The 14,936-nt window shown below is 49.3% G+C and carries 14 protein-coding genes; 3 read left to right on the top strand and 11 right to left on the bottom strand.

The window, feature by feature from the left end; translation table 11 throughout:
* Window positions 1-68 precede the first annotated feature (68 nt).
* The gene (locus AC6IB1_RS10165; RefSeq protein WP_497568935.1) at window positions 69-710 is read left to right on the top strand and encodes a thiopurine S-methyltransferase; all 642 of its coding nucleotides are present in this window, start codon (window positions 69-71) and stop codon (window positions 708-710) included.
* Window positions 711-769: 59 nt separating this feature from the next.
* Here AC6IB1_RS10165 and purT read toward each other — a convergent pair whose 3' ends face one another.
* The 7 genes from purT to sbcB all read right to left on the bottom strand — a co-directional run bounded on the left by purT (window position 770) and on the right by sbcB (window position 7,408).
* Window positions 770-1,945: a formate-dependent phosphoribosylglycinamide formyltransferase gene (gene purT, locus AC6IB1_RS10160; RefSeq protein ID WP_497568934.1), complete on the bottom strand. Its 1,176-nt coding sequence runs from the start codon at window positions 1,943-1,945 to the stop codon at window positions 770-772.
* 169 nt (window positions 1,946-2,114) lie between these two features.
* Entirely contained in the window at window positions 2,115-2,999 is an 885-nt protein-coding gene (locus AC6IB1_RS10155) for an EamA family transporter (RefSeq protein ID WP_497568933.1), read from the bottom strand.
* Window positions 3,000-3,121: 122 nt separating this feature from the next.
* Window positions 3,122-4,009: a cytidine deaminase gene (cdd, locus tag AC6IB1_RS10150; protein WP_497568932.1), complete on the bottom strand. Its 888-nt coding sequence runs from the start codon at window positions 4,007-4,009 to the stop codon at window positions 3,122-3,124.
* A gap of 149 nt (window positions 4,010-4,158) precedes the next feature.
* Window positions 4,159-4,848, bottom strand: a complete 690-nt coding sequence (locus AC6IB1_RS10145; protein WP_497568931.1) for an LrgB family protein — start codon at window positions 4,846-4,848, stop codon at window positions 4,159-4,161.
* Between the two features lie 3 nt (window positions 4,849-4,851).
* Window positions 4,852-5,196, bottom strand: a complete 345-nt coding sequence (locus AC6IB1_RS10140; protein ID WP_497568930.1) for a CidA/LrgA family protein — start codon at window positions 5,194-5,196, stop codon at window positions 4,852-4,854.
* A 155-nt stretch (window positions 5,197-5,351) separates the two neighbouring features.
* Window positions 5,352-5,861, bottom strand: coding sequence for a winged helix-turn-helix domain-containing protein (locus tag AC6IB1_RS10135; protein ID WP_497568929.1), 510 nt, complete (start codon window positions 5,859-5,861; stop codon window positions 5,352-5,354).
* Between the two features lie 122 nt (window positions 5,862-5,983).
* Window positions 5,984-7,408 carry an exodeoxyribonuclease I gene (sbcB, locus tag AC6IB1_RS10130; RefSeq protein ID WP_497568928.1) on the bottom strand — a complete coding sequence of 475 codons (1,425 nt, stop codon included), beginning with the start codon at window positions 7,406-7,408 and terminating at the stop codon, window positions 5,984-5,986.
* Window positions 7,409-7,738: 330 nt separating this feature from the next.
* Here sbcB and AC6IB1_RS10125 point away from each other — a divergent pair, with 330 nt between their 5' ends.
* A complete protein-coding gene (locus AC6IB1_RS10125) occupies window positions 7,739-8,926 on the top strand; it encodes an NnrS family protein (protein WP_497568927.1) in 1,188 nt (395 codons plus the stop codon).
* Window positions 8,927-9,026: 100 nt separating this feature from the next.
* The gene (locus AC6IB1_RS10120) at window positions 9,027-9,797 is read left to right on the top strand and encodes a class II glutamine amidotransferase (protein WP_497568926.1); all 771 of its coding nucleotides are present in this window, start codon (window positions 9,027-9,029) and stop codon (window positions 9,795-9,797) included.
* Between the two features lie 56 nt (window positions 9,798-9,853).
* Here AC6IB1_RS10120 and AC6IB1_RS10115 read toward each other — a convergent pair whose 3' ends face one another.
* From AC6IB1_RS10115 to AC6IB1_RS10100, 4 genes are all read right to left on the bottom strand, one after another.
* A complete protein-coding gene (locus AC6IB1_RS10115) occupies window positions 9,854-10,618 on the bottom strand; it encodes a nucleotidyltransferase family protein (protein WP_497568925.1) in 765 nt (254 codons plus the stop codon).
* Window positions 10,619-11,060: 442 nt separating this feature from the next.
* Window positions 11,061-11,651, bottom strand: a complete 591-nt coding sequence (locus AC6IB1_RS10110; protein ID WP_497568924.1) for an FMN-dependent NADH-azoreductase — start codon at window positions 11,649-11,651, stop codon at window positions 11,061-11,063.
* 181 nt (window positions 11,652-11,832) lie between these two features.
* Entirely contained in the window at window positions 11,833-12,531 is a 699-nt protein-coding gene (locus AC6IB1_RS10105) for a TSCPD domain-containing protein (RefSeq protein WP_497568923.1), read from the bottom strand.
* Window positions 12,532-12,595: 64 nt separating this feature from the next.
* Complete coding sequence (locus AC6IB1_RS10100) at window positions 12,596-14,752, bottom strand: adenosylcobalamin-dependent ribonucleoside-diphosphate reductase (RefSeq protein WP_497568922.1); 2,157 nt, start codon at window positions 14,750-14,752, stop codon at window positions 12,596-12,598.
* Between the last annotated feature and the right edge of the window lie 184 nt (window positions 14,753-14,936).

The following is a 14,936-nucleotide window of genomic DNA, read 5'->3' as shown; positions in this document are numbered from 1 at the left end:
TGGCGAATCGGTTGCTAAGATGCCACCTTGGCTTAAGGTCAACAGACCCTATTGATAGAGAATAAAAGATGGATCACGAATTCTGGCACAGCCGATGGGCAGAGAACCGTATTGGCTTTCACCTTACCGATACCAATCCGTTATTGGTTAAGTACTGGCAGCAACTGCGCCCCAAACGGGATGAAACTGTGTTTGTCCCCATGTGCGGGAAGTCGATAGATTTAAGCTGGTTGGCGTCCAAGCATGATGAGGTGGTGGGGGTGGAGCTGAGCGAAATTGCGGTGCGCGCTTTCTTCTCAGAGCATCTGTATACACCAACGGTGACAACCCTCGGGCCCGCGATGAAGTTGTACCAGTTTGATGAAGTGTCTATTTACAGCGGCGATTATTTTTCTGCGCCTTTGGGCTCTTATCCGTTGATTTATGACCGCGCAGCGCTGATCGCCATGCCTGCGTCAATGCGCCAACAGTACGCGGAACGCCTGTTGTCTTTACTTGCTCCCGGTGGTCGCATTTTACTGGTGACGATGGATTATCCGCAGGAACAAATGGATGGACCTCCTTTTTCTGTGCCTGAAGAGGAAGTTCGCCAGCTATTCGATGGCTATAAGATCACACGTCTGGATCGGAACGAAGATTGCTACAGACCTTCAAGCGCAAAAGACATGCGTTTCTGTGCTGAAGAAGTTTGGCTAATCGCATCAGAATAAGAATATTAAAACGCCACCGGAGAAAAACGGTGGCGTTTATTTTTTCAGGCTAACAGAGTCTAAAAATCAACCTGAACTGCGCCTGCAACAGCAATTGCTTTATTGATGGCTGAATCAATGCTGTTATCGCGTGCCAGCGCCACACCCATTCGGCGGCGGCCATTGATGTCCGGTTTGCCAAACAGGCGAATTTGGCTATCAGTATGGCGTAACGCTTCAGACAATCCCTGGTAGCTGACATTCGTTGATGTCCCCTCGGCGAGAATCACTGCGGAAGCGGACGGGCCGAATTGACGGATAGTGTTGATGGGCAATCCCAGAAATGCGCGGACATGCAAAGCAAACTCAGACAAATCCTGTGAAATCAGCGTGACCATGCCGGTGTCATGTGGACGTGGAGAGACTTCGCTGAACATCACCTCGTCGCCTTTGACAAACAGTTCGACCCCGAACAGGCCATAACCACCCAATGCAGTGACGACTTTTCGGGCAATACCCTCGGCAGCTTTACGTGCTTTTTCGCTCATCGCCTGGGGCTGCCAGGATTCACGGTAATCTCCGTCTTCCTGACGGTGACCGATGGGGGCGCAGAAATGAATGCCGTCAATGGCACTGACCGTCAGGAGCGTAATTTCGTAATCGAAATCGACAAATCCTTCAACGATGACTTTTCCCCGTCCTGCGCGGCCACCTTCTTGTGCATATTCCCATGCGCTTTGGACATCTGAGAGAGATCTTACTACGCTCTGGCCTTTACCTGAGGAGCTCATTACCGGCTTGACAACACAGGGGAAGCCGACATTTTCAATGGCTTTTTCGAAGTCTTCCCGGGTATCCGCGAACGCATACGGAGAGGTTGGGAGATCGAGCTCTTCTGCGGCTAAACGGCGAATACCTTCACGGTTCATCGTTAACTGAGTGGCACGGGCAGTCGGCACCACGTTGACACCGGTTTTCTCTAAAGCAACCAATCGATCAGTTGCGATGGCTTCGATTTCGGGGACGACATAATCTGGCTGCTCCTGGGCGATAATCTGGGCCAGCGCATCGCCGTCCAGCATATCTATAACATGGCTGCGGTGCGCCACTTGCATTGCGGGCGCATCGGGATAGCGGTCGCATGCGATCACTTCAATGCCTAAGCGTTGACATTCAATGGCCACTTCTTTGCCGAGCTCACCAGAGCCCAATAACAGAACGCGGGTTGCGCCGGGGCGGGTTGCAGTACCAATCATGACTTTCTTCCATTTATTCCAATGACTGGACAATTCTACTTAAAGCAAACGATTGCGCAATCGTTTGTTTGTGGTGTGAAGGTATACAGAATGCGCATTCGTAAGAGGGAGGAGATAATAAAAAACCGCCCGGGACCGGACGGTTTAAAAAGAGGGTATACCGTGTGATTTAGCGTTTTGACGGTCTGCGCGTTTCCCAGTGGGTAATAAAGAAAACCGCGGCAATAATGATAGCCGCACCAAGCCACAGACGCCCCGGCGGCACCCAGCCGAACACCAGAAAGCCAAACAGCACGTTCAGCGGCAGTTTCGCATGGTCAAAAGGTTGGACAAATGAGGCATCGGCAACCGCATACGCTTTGGCTATCGCCCACTGTGCCAGCGCGGTCAGCAGACCGGCGCCCAACAGCATTAACCACACTGTCTGCCCATTGGGTAACGTCCATTCCGGCGCAGCCAGAAGCAGGTTGAAGGGGGTAATGAGCAGCAGTAGATAAACCACCATGGTGGTGGGCGAGTCGTGGTGGGAAAGCTTTTTCACCATCAAGGAATAAGTTGCCCAGAAGAAAGCGGCACCGACGGGCAGCAGCGTCGCCCAGTTGAAGTCGTCGGCCCAGGGTTCAAGAATGATCATGGCGCCGACAAAACCGCTTAGTGTTGCAAACCAGCGCGCACCGCCTACGCGTTCACCCAGAAAAAGACCAGAACCAATGGTTGCAAAAAGGGGAGAGGTCATTAACAGCGCAATGCCTTGCCAGATAGGTACGGGATAAGCCAGAGCCCAAAGCCAAAGCTGAATACCAATCACAGAGAAAAAGACCCGCAGGCAGTGCATACCAAAATGCTCTGTTTTGAGCGCCTGGCGAATCCCCATGGTTTTTAACCAGGGAAACATGGCAATCAACGCAGTAAAGTACTGGATAAAGGCGACTGTTGTTGAAGGCAGTTGCATCTTGAAACTGACGTACTGGGCAAGGCTGTTAACCATCGCAAAGCATAAGCCGGCTGTTAACATCCAGCTTGCGCCTAAAAGAGGGTTGTGATTTTGGCTCATGAGCATTCAGGAAAGAGAAAAAGTGTTCAGATACTAGCGAAAAAATTGCACATGGGAAGAAGAAAACGCAAAAACGCTGGGAATATCCAGCGCTTTCTTGCTATTTCACCGCTGTCAGAGGGTTAAAGCGCCAGATAACTCAGCGGAATATCGGGGTTTATTGCTTCCAGCATGGCCTGTGTGTCTTGCAGGTGACTGATGCTCGCGTTGGCGGTTTCGACCAATACCGCGTCTTTAATCTCGCTCAAGGGCACATTGGCCAGATTCATGATGTTCAGTGCTACTTGAAGCGGAGGCAGGCTTGGGTTGAATGCGGCATTTTCCGCGTACATCCCGCTGTAGATGTTGCCCTTGTTATCACGGATAGCTGCACCACTGAGGTTACGGGTATAAGGCGCATGACTGTGGTTGGTTGCTTCAACCGCCGCCTTCACCAGTTCATCGGCTTCTTCGGTAACCAGCCCATGGTTTACTTGGGTGAGCAGTGGCTGGTCGATGCCTAAATCTGTCGGGCCAAATGCTTCAGGCAGATAGGCATGGAGCAGTTTAGGATCGCGCTCCGGCAGTTGGATCTCCAGTTTGTCCGCGCCTTTAAGCTCATTCATAAACTGGCGGCAATGACCGCATGGGCTGTAGTTGATGGTGATGTCGGTCAGGCCTTTTTCACCTTTCGACCAGGCATGGCTAATGGCGGATTGTTCGGCATGAACGGAAGCATTCAACTGAACACCTTCAAATTCCATGTTCGCCCCCAGGTAAAGACGGCCAGACTCACCGCGTGCAATAGCGCCGACGTAAAACCTTGAAATAGGGGCAACAGAATACGCAGCTGCGATAGGAAGCAGGGCAACACGCGCCTCTTTGTCTGACAGGCCGGTTTCTTCCAACAGGGCGGCAAAGTCTTGCGCGCTGATAGTGGCATCAAATGTTGGTGCAGAGACAATCTTTGTCACTGCTTCTTTCAGTGGAGAGGGGAAAGCTTGAATGGCTTCCTGAACGCTAGCTCGCATGATCGCTCCAATATTCGTTCTATGGGAGAGTATTCTAATGTGAACGCAAGATGTGTTAATGTGACTTTAATCACTTAATTGGTGTAACTTGAATAGCCATTGCATAAATTAGAGTGAACTCACATGATTTCGATTTCATTTGAAGTCAGTCATATTGTGGTGTGACCAATAACCAGTTCAATAAGCGTGAAAACGAAAGGCGCCAGAATCGTGGTAATAATGCCGCATATCACCAGCGCCAGCGAGCTCATCGCCCCTTCCTGATAATTGGATTCTGCGGCCTTTGCGGTGCCAATCGCATGGGATACTGCACCAATCGACAGCCCCCGTGCCAGTGTTGATTTCACGTTTAGAAGATTAAGAAGGGGGTATCCAATCAATGCACCGAACAAACCTGCCACCACAACCAGTGCTGCAGTTACCGCGGGTATTCCTCCAATGTTCGCGGCTGTGCTCAATGCAAAAGGTGTGGAGATAGATTTTGGCAGTACAGAAGCAGCAATTTGCATGCTTCCTCCTGTCCAGAGCGCGAAAAACACGCCAGCTATCATCGAAGCCAAACTTGAACACGTACAGGCGACAAGGATGGTTTTCCAGTGTCTTCTGATGACATGGAGTTGCTCATAAAGTGGATACGCCAATGCAATGACTGCCGGGCCTAACATGAAGTGGATCGCTTTGTTTTGTTCGAAGTAGGTTTGATAACTGTCGCCGCTGTAAATGACCCAGGGCATTAACACCATCAAGCTCATCAATAATGGGTTGAATATCGGGTGGCGGAACCTTAGGGCAATCTGTCTGACCAGAAAATAGACAATGAGGGTGGCTAGCATCCACATGGCTTATTGATCCTCCTTCGGTTTATCCAGCAGTTTTGCCATCACCACCAGAACCAAAATTGAACTAACGATGGTTGCACCAAGCAAAGGCAGGGAATCAGAGAGAACAAGCTGGAAGTGGTCCATCAATCCCATGCTGGCCGGAATAAAAAACAGTGGCATGATCATGATAAGGATTGTGCAGGCCTCTTTGACCCACCTTCCCGGAACGATGCCCGTAGTGAGACTAACGAAAAGCAACAGCATGCTCAGGATACTACTCGGAAATGGGAGGTGAAGCAGCGAGGTCAGAACGCTGCCGATTGCGTAATAACATGCAATCAGTACAAAGCCGATAAAGTAGTTCACTTGACGTACCTGCAATGTTTAGAAAGCCGATAGGGGGATTATTTTACTACGAGTTAGGTGACGATGCTTTGAAAAACTTGAAGAAGATCACACGTGAGTATGATCGGATAGGTTGAAATTTAATTATGTTTACCGGTGGAGACTACAGGTAGGCATTACAGGAAATAAACAGCGCTGCCTGCAATGGTAATCAGTGCTGCTAATGCACCAATAAAGGCGAGGTGTGTTTTTGAATTAGACTCGCTGCCAGCCACAATATCGTCGATGTTGATGTCCAATTCGTCAGGCGTAGAGGGATCCAGTGGTAATTCTTGCTGGCGTTGATACGTTTTTTGAGGTAACGCTATGCGGTACCCGTGGTCACCAACGACGTCGAGCGGCAGTACTTTTTCACCCTGCAGGTATGCTTTCGCCAGCAGTGAGCAAATACTGTTCTGGTGTTGTGAAAAAGAAGAGTCGGGCAGGGAGGTTGCAGTGTATAACACCCGGGCCGAAAGCACTTCACCTGCATGATAACAAAGCATTTCCAGTAAACGGCACTCTTCATAAGTCAGGGTTGTCACACTGCTGTCCCGCCAATACAACGAGCGGCTTTCTGGCTCAAAATCCACCTCTGAAAACCGGTAACAGCGACTGTTGACTTTTGTGACCATTTCATCATCCACACTGCGATCTCTTATAAGAAAAGTGTGGACTCAAATCACAAAAGTTCAACTCGAACTGGGTTGAAATTGCGCTTGTTTTTTGCCGAATACCACTCTGTAAGCGGGCTTAGGGCTTATCAAGCTTAAGACACCAGCGATTCGATGTAATGATAAACCGACTTCAGTATGGCGAATTTTTTCTCGTCGTTTTGGTTCGCTTCAGCCAGTGCTTCGAGATTTGCCATGTACGCGGGCAGCTCCGCTTCAAAATAGTCGCGGCGGTGTATATGCCATTGTTTCTGCTCGCTGTCAGTCAGTGTCCAAGGGAAATTGCGGGCACGATAGCGAAACAGTAGGGGTTTGATTCGCGGATCGGAAACCTGAATATCCAGCGCCGCCAGGTTTTCTGGCTTGGTCTGGCGGATGATATCCATGGTTGAGCGATCTGCTGGTGAAAAGAAGCCATCATAAAGCGCTGCATCCACATTGCCGGAGGAAGCATGTTCAGGTTTTTCAGCATAAAGGGCGACCAGCTTTTCGCGAATTTCCGGGTGTGCCTGAAGTTTCTTTAGGTTTTCCAGACATTGTTGCCGGTCAATACCAAGCCGTGCAGCATCTTCCGGACGCAAGGTCTTGGCATCAGCCAGAACCGGGCATTTATTGATGTGAATGAGCTTAACCGGTACCGGCAGTTCATCAGGCGCCAGATCAGCGTGTTTGGTGTAGAGGCGTTCACGCAGTGCATCTGCATCTAAATCAAACAGGGGAGAGGGATCGCGCCCCAGATCAATCGCTATCACTGCATTTTTGTTGTCTGGGTGCCAGGCGACAGGCACAATCCAACTGGTGTTCCCGCGTTCAATACCAAACATACCGGACACATGAACCAGCGGCTTCATTGAAACCACATCAATCAGCGCTGTCAGCTTGTTTTTATTGCGGTGGGTATAAAGATAATCAAACAGGCGCGGCTGTGCTGCTTTCAGTTTTTTCGCCATTTCAATGGTCGCATGGACATCGGCCATCGCATCGTGTGCGTTGCTGTGTTCGATGCCATTGGCCACAGAAAGGTGCTCGAGCTTAAAACTGATGTTGCCTTCATCATTCACGGGCCATTCAATGCCATCCGGCCGCAGTGCATAAGCTGCACGCATCACATCGAGCAAATCCCAGCGCGAATTGCCGTTTTGCCAGCTACATCCGTAAGGGTCAAAGAAGTTGCGATACAAGGTGTACCGGGTAACTTCATCATCAAAACGGATATTGTTGTACCCAACCGCACAGGTTCCCGGCATTGAAAGTTGCTCGTGGATTTTCATGATAAATTCTGGCTCAGGCAAGCCACGTTTAACTGCTGTTTGCGGCGTAATGCCTGTGATCAGACAGGCTTCAGGCTGCGGCAGGTAGTCGCTGGGTGGCTGACAGTAAATTACCAGCGGTTCCCCAATGATATTGAAGTCTTTGTCTGTCCTGACGCCTGCAAACTGGCAAGGCCGGTCAAGGGCAGGGCTGGTACCAAATGTCTCATAATCAAAGAAGAAGAATGTCGGTTGCTCGGTATGATTCATACGTGTTCTATATTGTCCAAGGACTCATGATTTAGTCCTTTAAATTCAGTATCGTTGTCGCTTTACTGGTGCGAATAAACGATTTTGTATTGGCAAGTATCCGACAACCACTCTAAAGAACGCAAGGCAAATCAACAAAAGGGAAGTGGGCAGATACCATCCAGGATGTCCTTAATCCAAAATCAGGCAGCTGATCCCGACTTCAAAAAGCGGACACTCGCCGGATTGTTCTTGTTATCTATTGAATTTCAATCAGATATAGCAATGCTTTTTTGTTACCCATTAACATGTATAATTTATGCATGTTAAAGCTGTGAGATTGTCCGCACCATGATCAACATTGTCGATAAAGCAAAAGAAGAGCGCATTCCGCCTGTGTTGCGTTTGGGGTTCCGTCCTTTCTTTCTGATGGCATCCGTGTATGCCGTGTTTGCCGTTTCGGTATGGGTATGGATATTTTCTACCGGTACCACGACGTCACTCAATGTTCCGCCACTTTGGTGGCACGTGCATGAAATGTTATTTGGTTTTGCGCTAGCTGTAGTCGCGGGTTTTTTGCTGACAGCAGTTCAAACCTGGACGGGTGTGAAAGGGACCTCGGGGTGGAGGCTCTGTGTCATTGTCTTCTTATGGTTATTGCCAAGGATACTGTTCTGGACAAATACGCCTTTGTCTGTCATCGCATTGATTGACGGGGCATTCTTGTTGGTGGTGGGTTGGGAAGTCGGTTTACGGGTGGTGATCGCCAAACGTTGGCGTAACCTGTTTTTCATCCCAATGTTGCTGGTGGCAATGATGGCTAACTTTGCCAGTTATGCCACGGTGAAAGGCATGCCACCTTTTTCCTCAAGCGCGCTTTGGGAAGCCATGATCTGGTGGTACATGTTGTTGATTTCCATTATGGGTGGCCGGGTGATTCCGTTCTTCACCGCGAAACGCTATCAACTGGTGCAGGCAAAACCTATTTTGTGGCTGGATATTCTGGCGAACCTGCCTTTGGTTCTGCTTGCTGTACTGTGTTTCTTCCCGTTGGTTAATACCAACATTCAGCTGGCGCTGCTGTTGGTTGCCGGTGTTGCACAGTTGGCCCGTTTGTGGCGCTGGCAGGGTGTGAAGTCATTATCTGAGCCTTTGGTGTGGTCACTTCATCTGTTCTACCTTGCGCTGCCTCTGGGGCTGCTTTTCAAGGCCTTTACACTCACCAATCCCTGGGTATCGCACACCTTAATCCACCTGTTTGCCATTGGCGCAATGGCGGGCGTTATTCTGTCGATGATTGCCCGCGTGACGATGGGACACACTGGCAGGGCAATCTACCACGGGCCGCGCTTCGCCTTTGCGTTTATCTTGCTGGCAGTATCAACCATTGCACGTGTTGCAGGTGTTGCATTGTGGCCAGAATACCTGAGCACTATGGTTATCATTGCAACGATTGGCTGGGGGATGTCTTTCGGTGCATTTGCGTTGATCTTTGGCCCAATGCTGTTCAAAGCAAGAGTGGATGGGCATCCCGGCTGATAAAAACAATAACCGTGTGATATTAAAAGGCAATTTCCCTGTTCTGGGTCATACTAAAAATCATCACCAAAGGTCAACAGCCTCTAATAAGGAGATTACCGTGTGTAGGTGGTTAGCGTATCAGGGAGTGCCTTGTTTTTTGGATGAGATGTTGCATCAGCCCAACCATTCATTGGTGATGCAAAGTATGGAAGCCAGTAAAGCTGTGACAGCAGTAAATGCAGACGGCTTTGGCGTGGCTTGGTATGGGGAAAAAGAAACCCCGGCACTTTATCGCGAGGTGCTTCCTGCTTGGTCTGATGCTAATCTTCATTCGCTGTCAAGACACGTGAGATCCCACCGTTTTATGGCCCATGTCAGGGCATCTACCGGTACCAACACGTCACGGGAGAATTGCCATCCGTTTAATGTCGATCAGTGGCTGTTTATGCACAATGGACAAATCCCGGCGTTTGAGCGGGTGAGATTCAATCTTGAGAGGCAACTGGAAGAGAAATATTACCTGAAACGGAAAGGGACAACGGACAGTGAACTTGTCTTCCTCTTGCTGTTGCAAGATGGGTTGGCAGCGTCGCCCAAAGGCGCATTGAAGAGAGTTATCGCGCGAGTTGAGGCTGAATTGCGGGCAAAGGGAATTGTTGATCCCTTTAAGGCCTCCTTATGCATGAGTGATGGTACAAAGTTCTGGGGACTACGGTATGCGTCGACTGGCGTGCCCCCCACCTTGTTTTTTAAACCTCTTGACGGTGGGGTAGTGTTAGCCTCAGAGCCCTATGAGTCAGACATACAACATTGGAACAGTGTGCCCGCACAGAGTTTTGTTGAACTCAATGGTGAGCATGTCGACATCACGCAGTTTGATATGTACTGATCAATTCAACCAGCCATTAAAACGGTAAAAAGGGCGGATGAACCGCCCTTGGCTGTTTAGACCACCATACCCAGCGGCTGGTATTGCGCCCATGCCAATTGGTACATCTTTCGTGACTCGGCACGGAGCTTCTCAATTTTTACCACTTCGATGTCATTCAATGCACGCCCTTCTGATGCTGCATGACGTTCAATACTTTGAATTTGTTCATAGATATAATGCTCGGGGCCATTTTTGATTTCAGAGATGGCACGAAGGTGAAATTGAACTTCGGCAATGAGTTTGCTTTCTGGCAAGGTGACCAACACTTTGAGGTCGCGATAACCAGAAGGTTGAGGGAAGTGAAAACGGTTAATCACTTCCACCGTCTGGGTATTTGCAGCTAAATGCTCATAAGCCTTGTTCAGTGAACCGATAGAGTCTGTTTCCACAGTAATGCGGACGATATCTGTTAGCAACGACGCATCGCCCCCAAGCTCTTTCATCACTTTTTCTGTTGCGCGCGCTTTGCCTTTCAGCCCAGTACTCAGCACGTTGCCGTTAACTGATTGGGCAATCTTCGCAGCCAGTGTTTCTAGCTCTTGCTGTGCGTCAGGTGCAGCCTGGTACAAGGCATCAAGATCAGAAAAAGGTTGCGCCACATGGCTGGCCCGGAATGAAGGGATCGCGAGCAGTTCCGCTAGTGCTTGGTGAGGCTGAGTTTGCTCATAGGCTAAGCGTTGGTGTTCAGGGAGGGGCTTTACGTCAGGCTGATCGGCATATGCTGGAACACGAATAGCCAGAATTGGAACAATAATCAGCGCCTTAAACATTCTTCCCATTTACTTACCTCTTGGTTGTCTTTAGGGGCGCCCACAACAATAGAATACCTATGGAACATGAATGTTAGCTGAATGAAAGCGTTAGGTTCGTGTACAACCTCTCAAGTTAGGTTTTGGTAATTTGGTACAGATCAAATAACACGAGATTTTATGCTTTAAATTCTCTTAATGCGGTTTATCTGTGCGTGTTTTGGTTTTGTGGTGTTCATATAATCTGCAAAAGTTTGTCAAAAATGATGATCATGCTGTCTGGCACAATGCTAACCCGATAAGGCCGCTGAACCTCACAGAACATGAGTATCTGGATCTCTTAGTTTTAACTGCGGGAAAACACTGATCGCAAATGAGAAACGATGAATGCCAAGAGGATAAAAAGAGCCCTTGATGTTGCAAACCTAAGGGCACCCTATATAGGACATTTAAGTTAGCAGTAGAGTGTAAATCAGGAAACCAGCGCCATCAGCTCGTTGGTCGCTTTCTCCATCGATGCTTTTGCAAGTTCTTCGCCCATGGCGAGCGCTTCCGCGTACACAAACTGCACGTCGGTAATACCCACAAAGGCCAGTACTGTTTTCAGGTAACCTGTGATGTGATCACTGGACTGGCCGACATGCATCCCGCCACGGGTGGTAACGATGATCGCTTTCTTGCCAGTCAACAGGCCTTGCGGGCCGTTTTCTGTGTAGGAAAACGTCACACCGGCACGGGCAATAAAATCGATCCAGTTTTTCAACTGGGTGGGAATGTTGAAGTTGTACATCGGCGCGGCAATCACCAGCGTATCGCTTGTCTTGATTTCATTAATCAATTGATCAGACAACGCTAATGCGTCCAATTGTCGTGGCGATGGGTTTTCTGCGCCGCGTAGTCCCATCGCTAATTCACCATCTAAAACAGGAATAGGATGCACAGCGAGATCGCGCTCAATGACAAAGGTGTCATCGCTGAATTGTTCTGTCATCAGGTCGATCAGCTTTGTTGAAGAAGAGTACTCGCCAAGGATGCTTGATTTCAACACCAGAACATTCGCCATTATTCGCTCCTAAATTATATGATTTTCACGTGTTTTATCGTGTTGGAGCAGAGTATAGAAGGTTGGCTAAATCTAAAATAGCAGAAAAAACTGGGGTGATTATTCGAAAAAGTTGAACGAGGGAATGATAGGAAACAAAAAGGCTTCCACCGGGAAGCCTTCAATCGATAACGTCGGCGGGTTAACCGCACTTAGAATCACCGCAGTTTAGACAGGTCTGGCAGCCGTCTTTCACGATCACGGCTTTGTTGTGGCATTTATAACAAAGTGTTGCGCTTGGCGGGAAGCCGGTATTTTCTGGCGCTTCTTCTTTCACGCTTTCTTTAGCTGCGTTTTCTGCACGTTTGGCTTCAAGAAATGCTTTCTGGTGCTCGTCCATCTCAGGGTTTTTCAGCAGGCCGATTTCCATCAGGTGCTGCTCAATCACATTGCCGATTTCAGCAATCAGGGATGGCACATATTTCCCTTTGTTCCAGTAACCGCCTTTCGGATCGAACACTGAACGCAGCTCTTCTACCAGGAAGGTGCAGTCACCGCCTTTACGGAACACCGCAGAAATGATGCGGGTTAACGCGACAATCCACTGGTAGTGTTCCAGACTTTTACTGTTGATGAAGATCTCGAACGGGCGGCGCACTTCGTGATCGGTGCCTTCGTTAAGGACCACATCGTTGATGGTGATAAACAGCGAGTGCTCAGAAACATGCTCAGGTGTCTTCAGCTTGTAGGTTGACCCCAGCAGTTTTTCCGGGCGTGGCATTTCTTCGTGCATGGTTTCAAGCATAGGTGTTTCAACAACAGGGGTTACCGGAACTTCCTGTGCGGCTTCTTTGCTTTTTACTTTGTATGCAACGATTTTGCTTTCAATTTTACGTGTCATAACGAATTACTTCTTTGTTTCAAGAGGTGGCGGTATCACCACCTCTTTTCATGTCTATTGGCGGTTAGAACTTACCGTAGTAGCCTTCTTTCAGGGCATCATAAAGGTTGGCTGCGGTGTGTACTTCGCCGTCGTACTCAACCTTTTCATTACCCTTGGCTTCAAAAGTGCTGCCATCTTCCAGCGTGAAAACGTACGTGGTGTTTTCCAGATCTTCTTCTTTCACCAGCACGCCCTGGAAGACTTCAGGGTTGAAGCGGAACGTCGTACAGCCTTTCAGTCCCTTGTCATAGGCATTCATATAGATGTCTTTGAAGTCCTCAAACGGGAAGTCAGTCGGAACATTGGCTGTCTTCGAGATAGAAGAATCAATCCAACGCTGCGCGGCTGCTTGAACTTCAACGTGCTGGCTTGGCGTGATGTCGTCAGCAGTGATGAAGTACTCCGGCAGTTGTTCCTCTTCTTTGGTGCTGTATGGCATCGCCTTCTCATTGATAAGCTCGCGATAGGCCAGCAACTCGAAGCTGAACACGTCAACGCTTTCTTTTGACTTCTTGCCCGGCTTGATCACGTTACGGGTGTAGTGATGGGCAAAGCTAGGCTCGATGCCATTACTTGCGTTGTTCGCCAGCGACAGCGAAATTGTGCCTGTAGGTGCGATTGAGCTGTGGTGGGTGAAACGGCCACCGGTTTCAACCAGCTTCTCAATCAGGTCAGGGCGCACTTCGCCGATTTGCTGCATATAACGGCTGTATTTGGCGTGCAGGACTTTCCCTTTCACTTTGTCACCCACCTTGATGCCGTCTTTGGCCATTTCAGGGCGCTGGCGCATCATCTTAGGTGTGACTTCGAACTCCTGTTCCATCACTGGCGCTGGGCCTTTTTCAGCAGCCAGTTCAACCGCCTGCTCCCAGCCGGTGATCGCCATTTCCTGTGCAATCTGCTCGGTGAAAGCGATAGATGCCGCACTGCCGTATTTGTGGCGCAGCATGGTCAGGGTTGAACCCAGGCCCAGGAAGCCCATGCCGTGACGGCGTTTGGTCTGGATCTCTTCACGCTGCTTTTCCAGTGGCAACTGGTTGATTTCAACCACGTTGTCCAGCATACGGGTGAAAATAGCCACGACTTTGCGGAACATCTCCCAGTCGAAGCGTGCATTCTCAGTGAACGGATCGCGAACGAATTTCGTCAGGTTCACCGAACCCAGCAGACATGCGCCGTAAGGCGGCAGAGGCTGCTCACCACATGGATTGGTTGCGCGAATGTCTTCACAGAACCAGTTGTTGTTCATCTGGTTCACTTTATCGATCAGGATAAAACCAGGCTCCGCGTAATCGTAAGTGGACGACATGATCACGTTCCACAGGTTACGTGCAGGCATGGTGCGGTAAATCTTACATGCAACGCGGCCTTGGTCGTCTTCTACCAGACCTTCTTTGCTTGGCCAGTCAGCCCATACGATGTTGTTATCGTTATACAGGTCGGTGCCATCCTGACGTGCTTCTTTCTCGGTAACAGGGAAGATCAGTTGCCATTCGCCGTCATTTTTTACGGCTTCGATGAACTCTTCAGTGATCAGCAGTGACAGGTTGAACTGACGCAGACGGCCATCTTCACGCTTGGCACGGATAAATTCCATCACATCAGGGTGACGAATATCCATGGTGCCCATCTGCGCGCCGCGACGGCCACCAGCAGAAGAGACGGTGAAGCACATCTTGTCGTAGATATCCATGAACGACAGTGGGCCCGAGGTGTAAGCACCAGCACCTGAAACGAATGCACCGCGTGGACGCAGGGTAGAGAAGTCATAACCGATACCGCAACCGGCTTTCAGGGTCAGGCCAGCTTCATGGACTTTACCCAGAATGTCGTCCATTGAATCTTCAATGGTACCGCTCACTGTACAGTTGATGGTCGAGGTTGCAGGCTTGTGCTCGAAAGCGCCAGCGTTAGACGTGATACGACCCGCTGGAATAGCACCGTGACGAAGCGCCCACAAAAACTCGTTGTACCATTTTTCGCGTACAGTTTTTTCTTCGAGATCAGCAAGTGCACGGGCAACACGTTTGAAGGTATCATCCAGTGTCTTATCGATTGCTTCACCGTGTTTGCTTTTCAGGCGGTATTTACTGTCCCAGATTTCCATCGACGTAGCTTGGTAGGGAATGGCGAGAACGCCTGTGGATTCGATATCAGAAGCTGACTTGGTTTTAGCCATTATGAATTGCACCTCGAAAGTATTGCCGTCTTTTTGAGCGAAGGCCACTATGTTGTGTCCCGATTTGGCAGGGCGCAGATCAAACCACTATATCCTGTGATCTTCAAGTCTTGACAGACACTCTTTTGACGACATTTTTTTCTCTACATAAAACATGTTGTAATGGGTTTCCAACTATGCTCAA

Source organism: Grimontia sp. THUN1695 (assembly GCF_059704325.2).
Note: the sequence above shows the minus strand (reverse complement) of the source record. Positions and strands in the feature narration are given on the sequence as shown.

What these genes read in the sequence shown, in the direction of transcription:
- AC6IB1_RS10165 (WP_497568935.1), top strand. Translation starts at nt 69, where the DNA reads ATGGATCACGAATTCTGGCACAGCCGATGGGCAGAGAACCGTATTGGC.
- purT (WP_497568934.1), bottom strand. Translation starts at nt 1,945, where the DNA reads ATGATTGGTACTGCAACCCGCCCCGGCGCAACCCGCGTTCTGTTATTG.
- AC6IB1_RS10155 (WP_497568933.1), bottom strand. Translation starts at nt 2,999, where the DNA reads ATGAGCCAAAATCACAACCCTCTTTTAGGCGCAAGCTGGATGTTAACA.
- cdd (WP_497568932.1), bottom strand. Translation starts at nt 4,009, where the DNA reads ATGCGAGCTAGCGTTCAGGAAGCCATTCAAGCTTTCCCCTCTCCACTG.
- AC6IB1_RS10145 (WP_497568931.1), bottom strand. Translation starts at nt 4,848, where the DNA reads ATGTGGATGCTAGCCACCCTCATTGTCTATTTTCTGGTCAGACAGATT.
- sbcB (WP_497568928.1), bottom strand. Translation starts at nt 7,408, where the DNA reads ATGAATCATACCGAGCAACCGACATTCTTCTTCTTTGATTATGAGACA.
- AC6IB1_RS10125 (WP_497568927.1), top strand. Translation starts at nt 7,739, where the DNA reads ATGATCAACATTGTCGATAAAGCAAAAGAAGAGCGCATTCCGCCTGTG.
- AC6IB1_RS10115 (WP_497568925.1), bottom strand. Translation starts at nt 10,618, where the DNA reads ATGGGAAGAATGTTTAAGGCGCTGATTATTGTTCCAATTCTGGCTATT.
- AC6IB1_RS10110 (WP_497568924.1), bottom strand. Translation starts at nt 11,651, where the DNA reads ATGGCGAATGTTCTGGTGTTGAAATCAAGCATCCTTGGCGAGTACTCT.
- AC6IB1_RS10105 (WP_497568923.1), bottom strand. Translation starts at nt 12,531, where the DNA reads ATGACACGTAAAATTGAAAGCAAAATCGTTGCATACAAAGTAAAAAGC.
- AC6IB1_RS10100 (WP_497568922.1), bottom strand. Translation starts at nt 14,752, where the DNA reads ATGGCTAAAACCAAGTCAGCTTCTGATATCGAATCCACAGGCGTTCTC.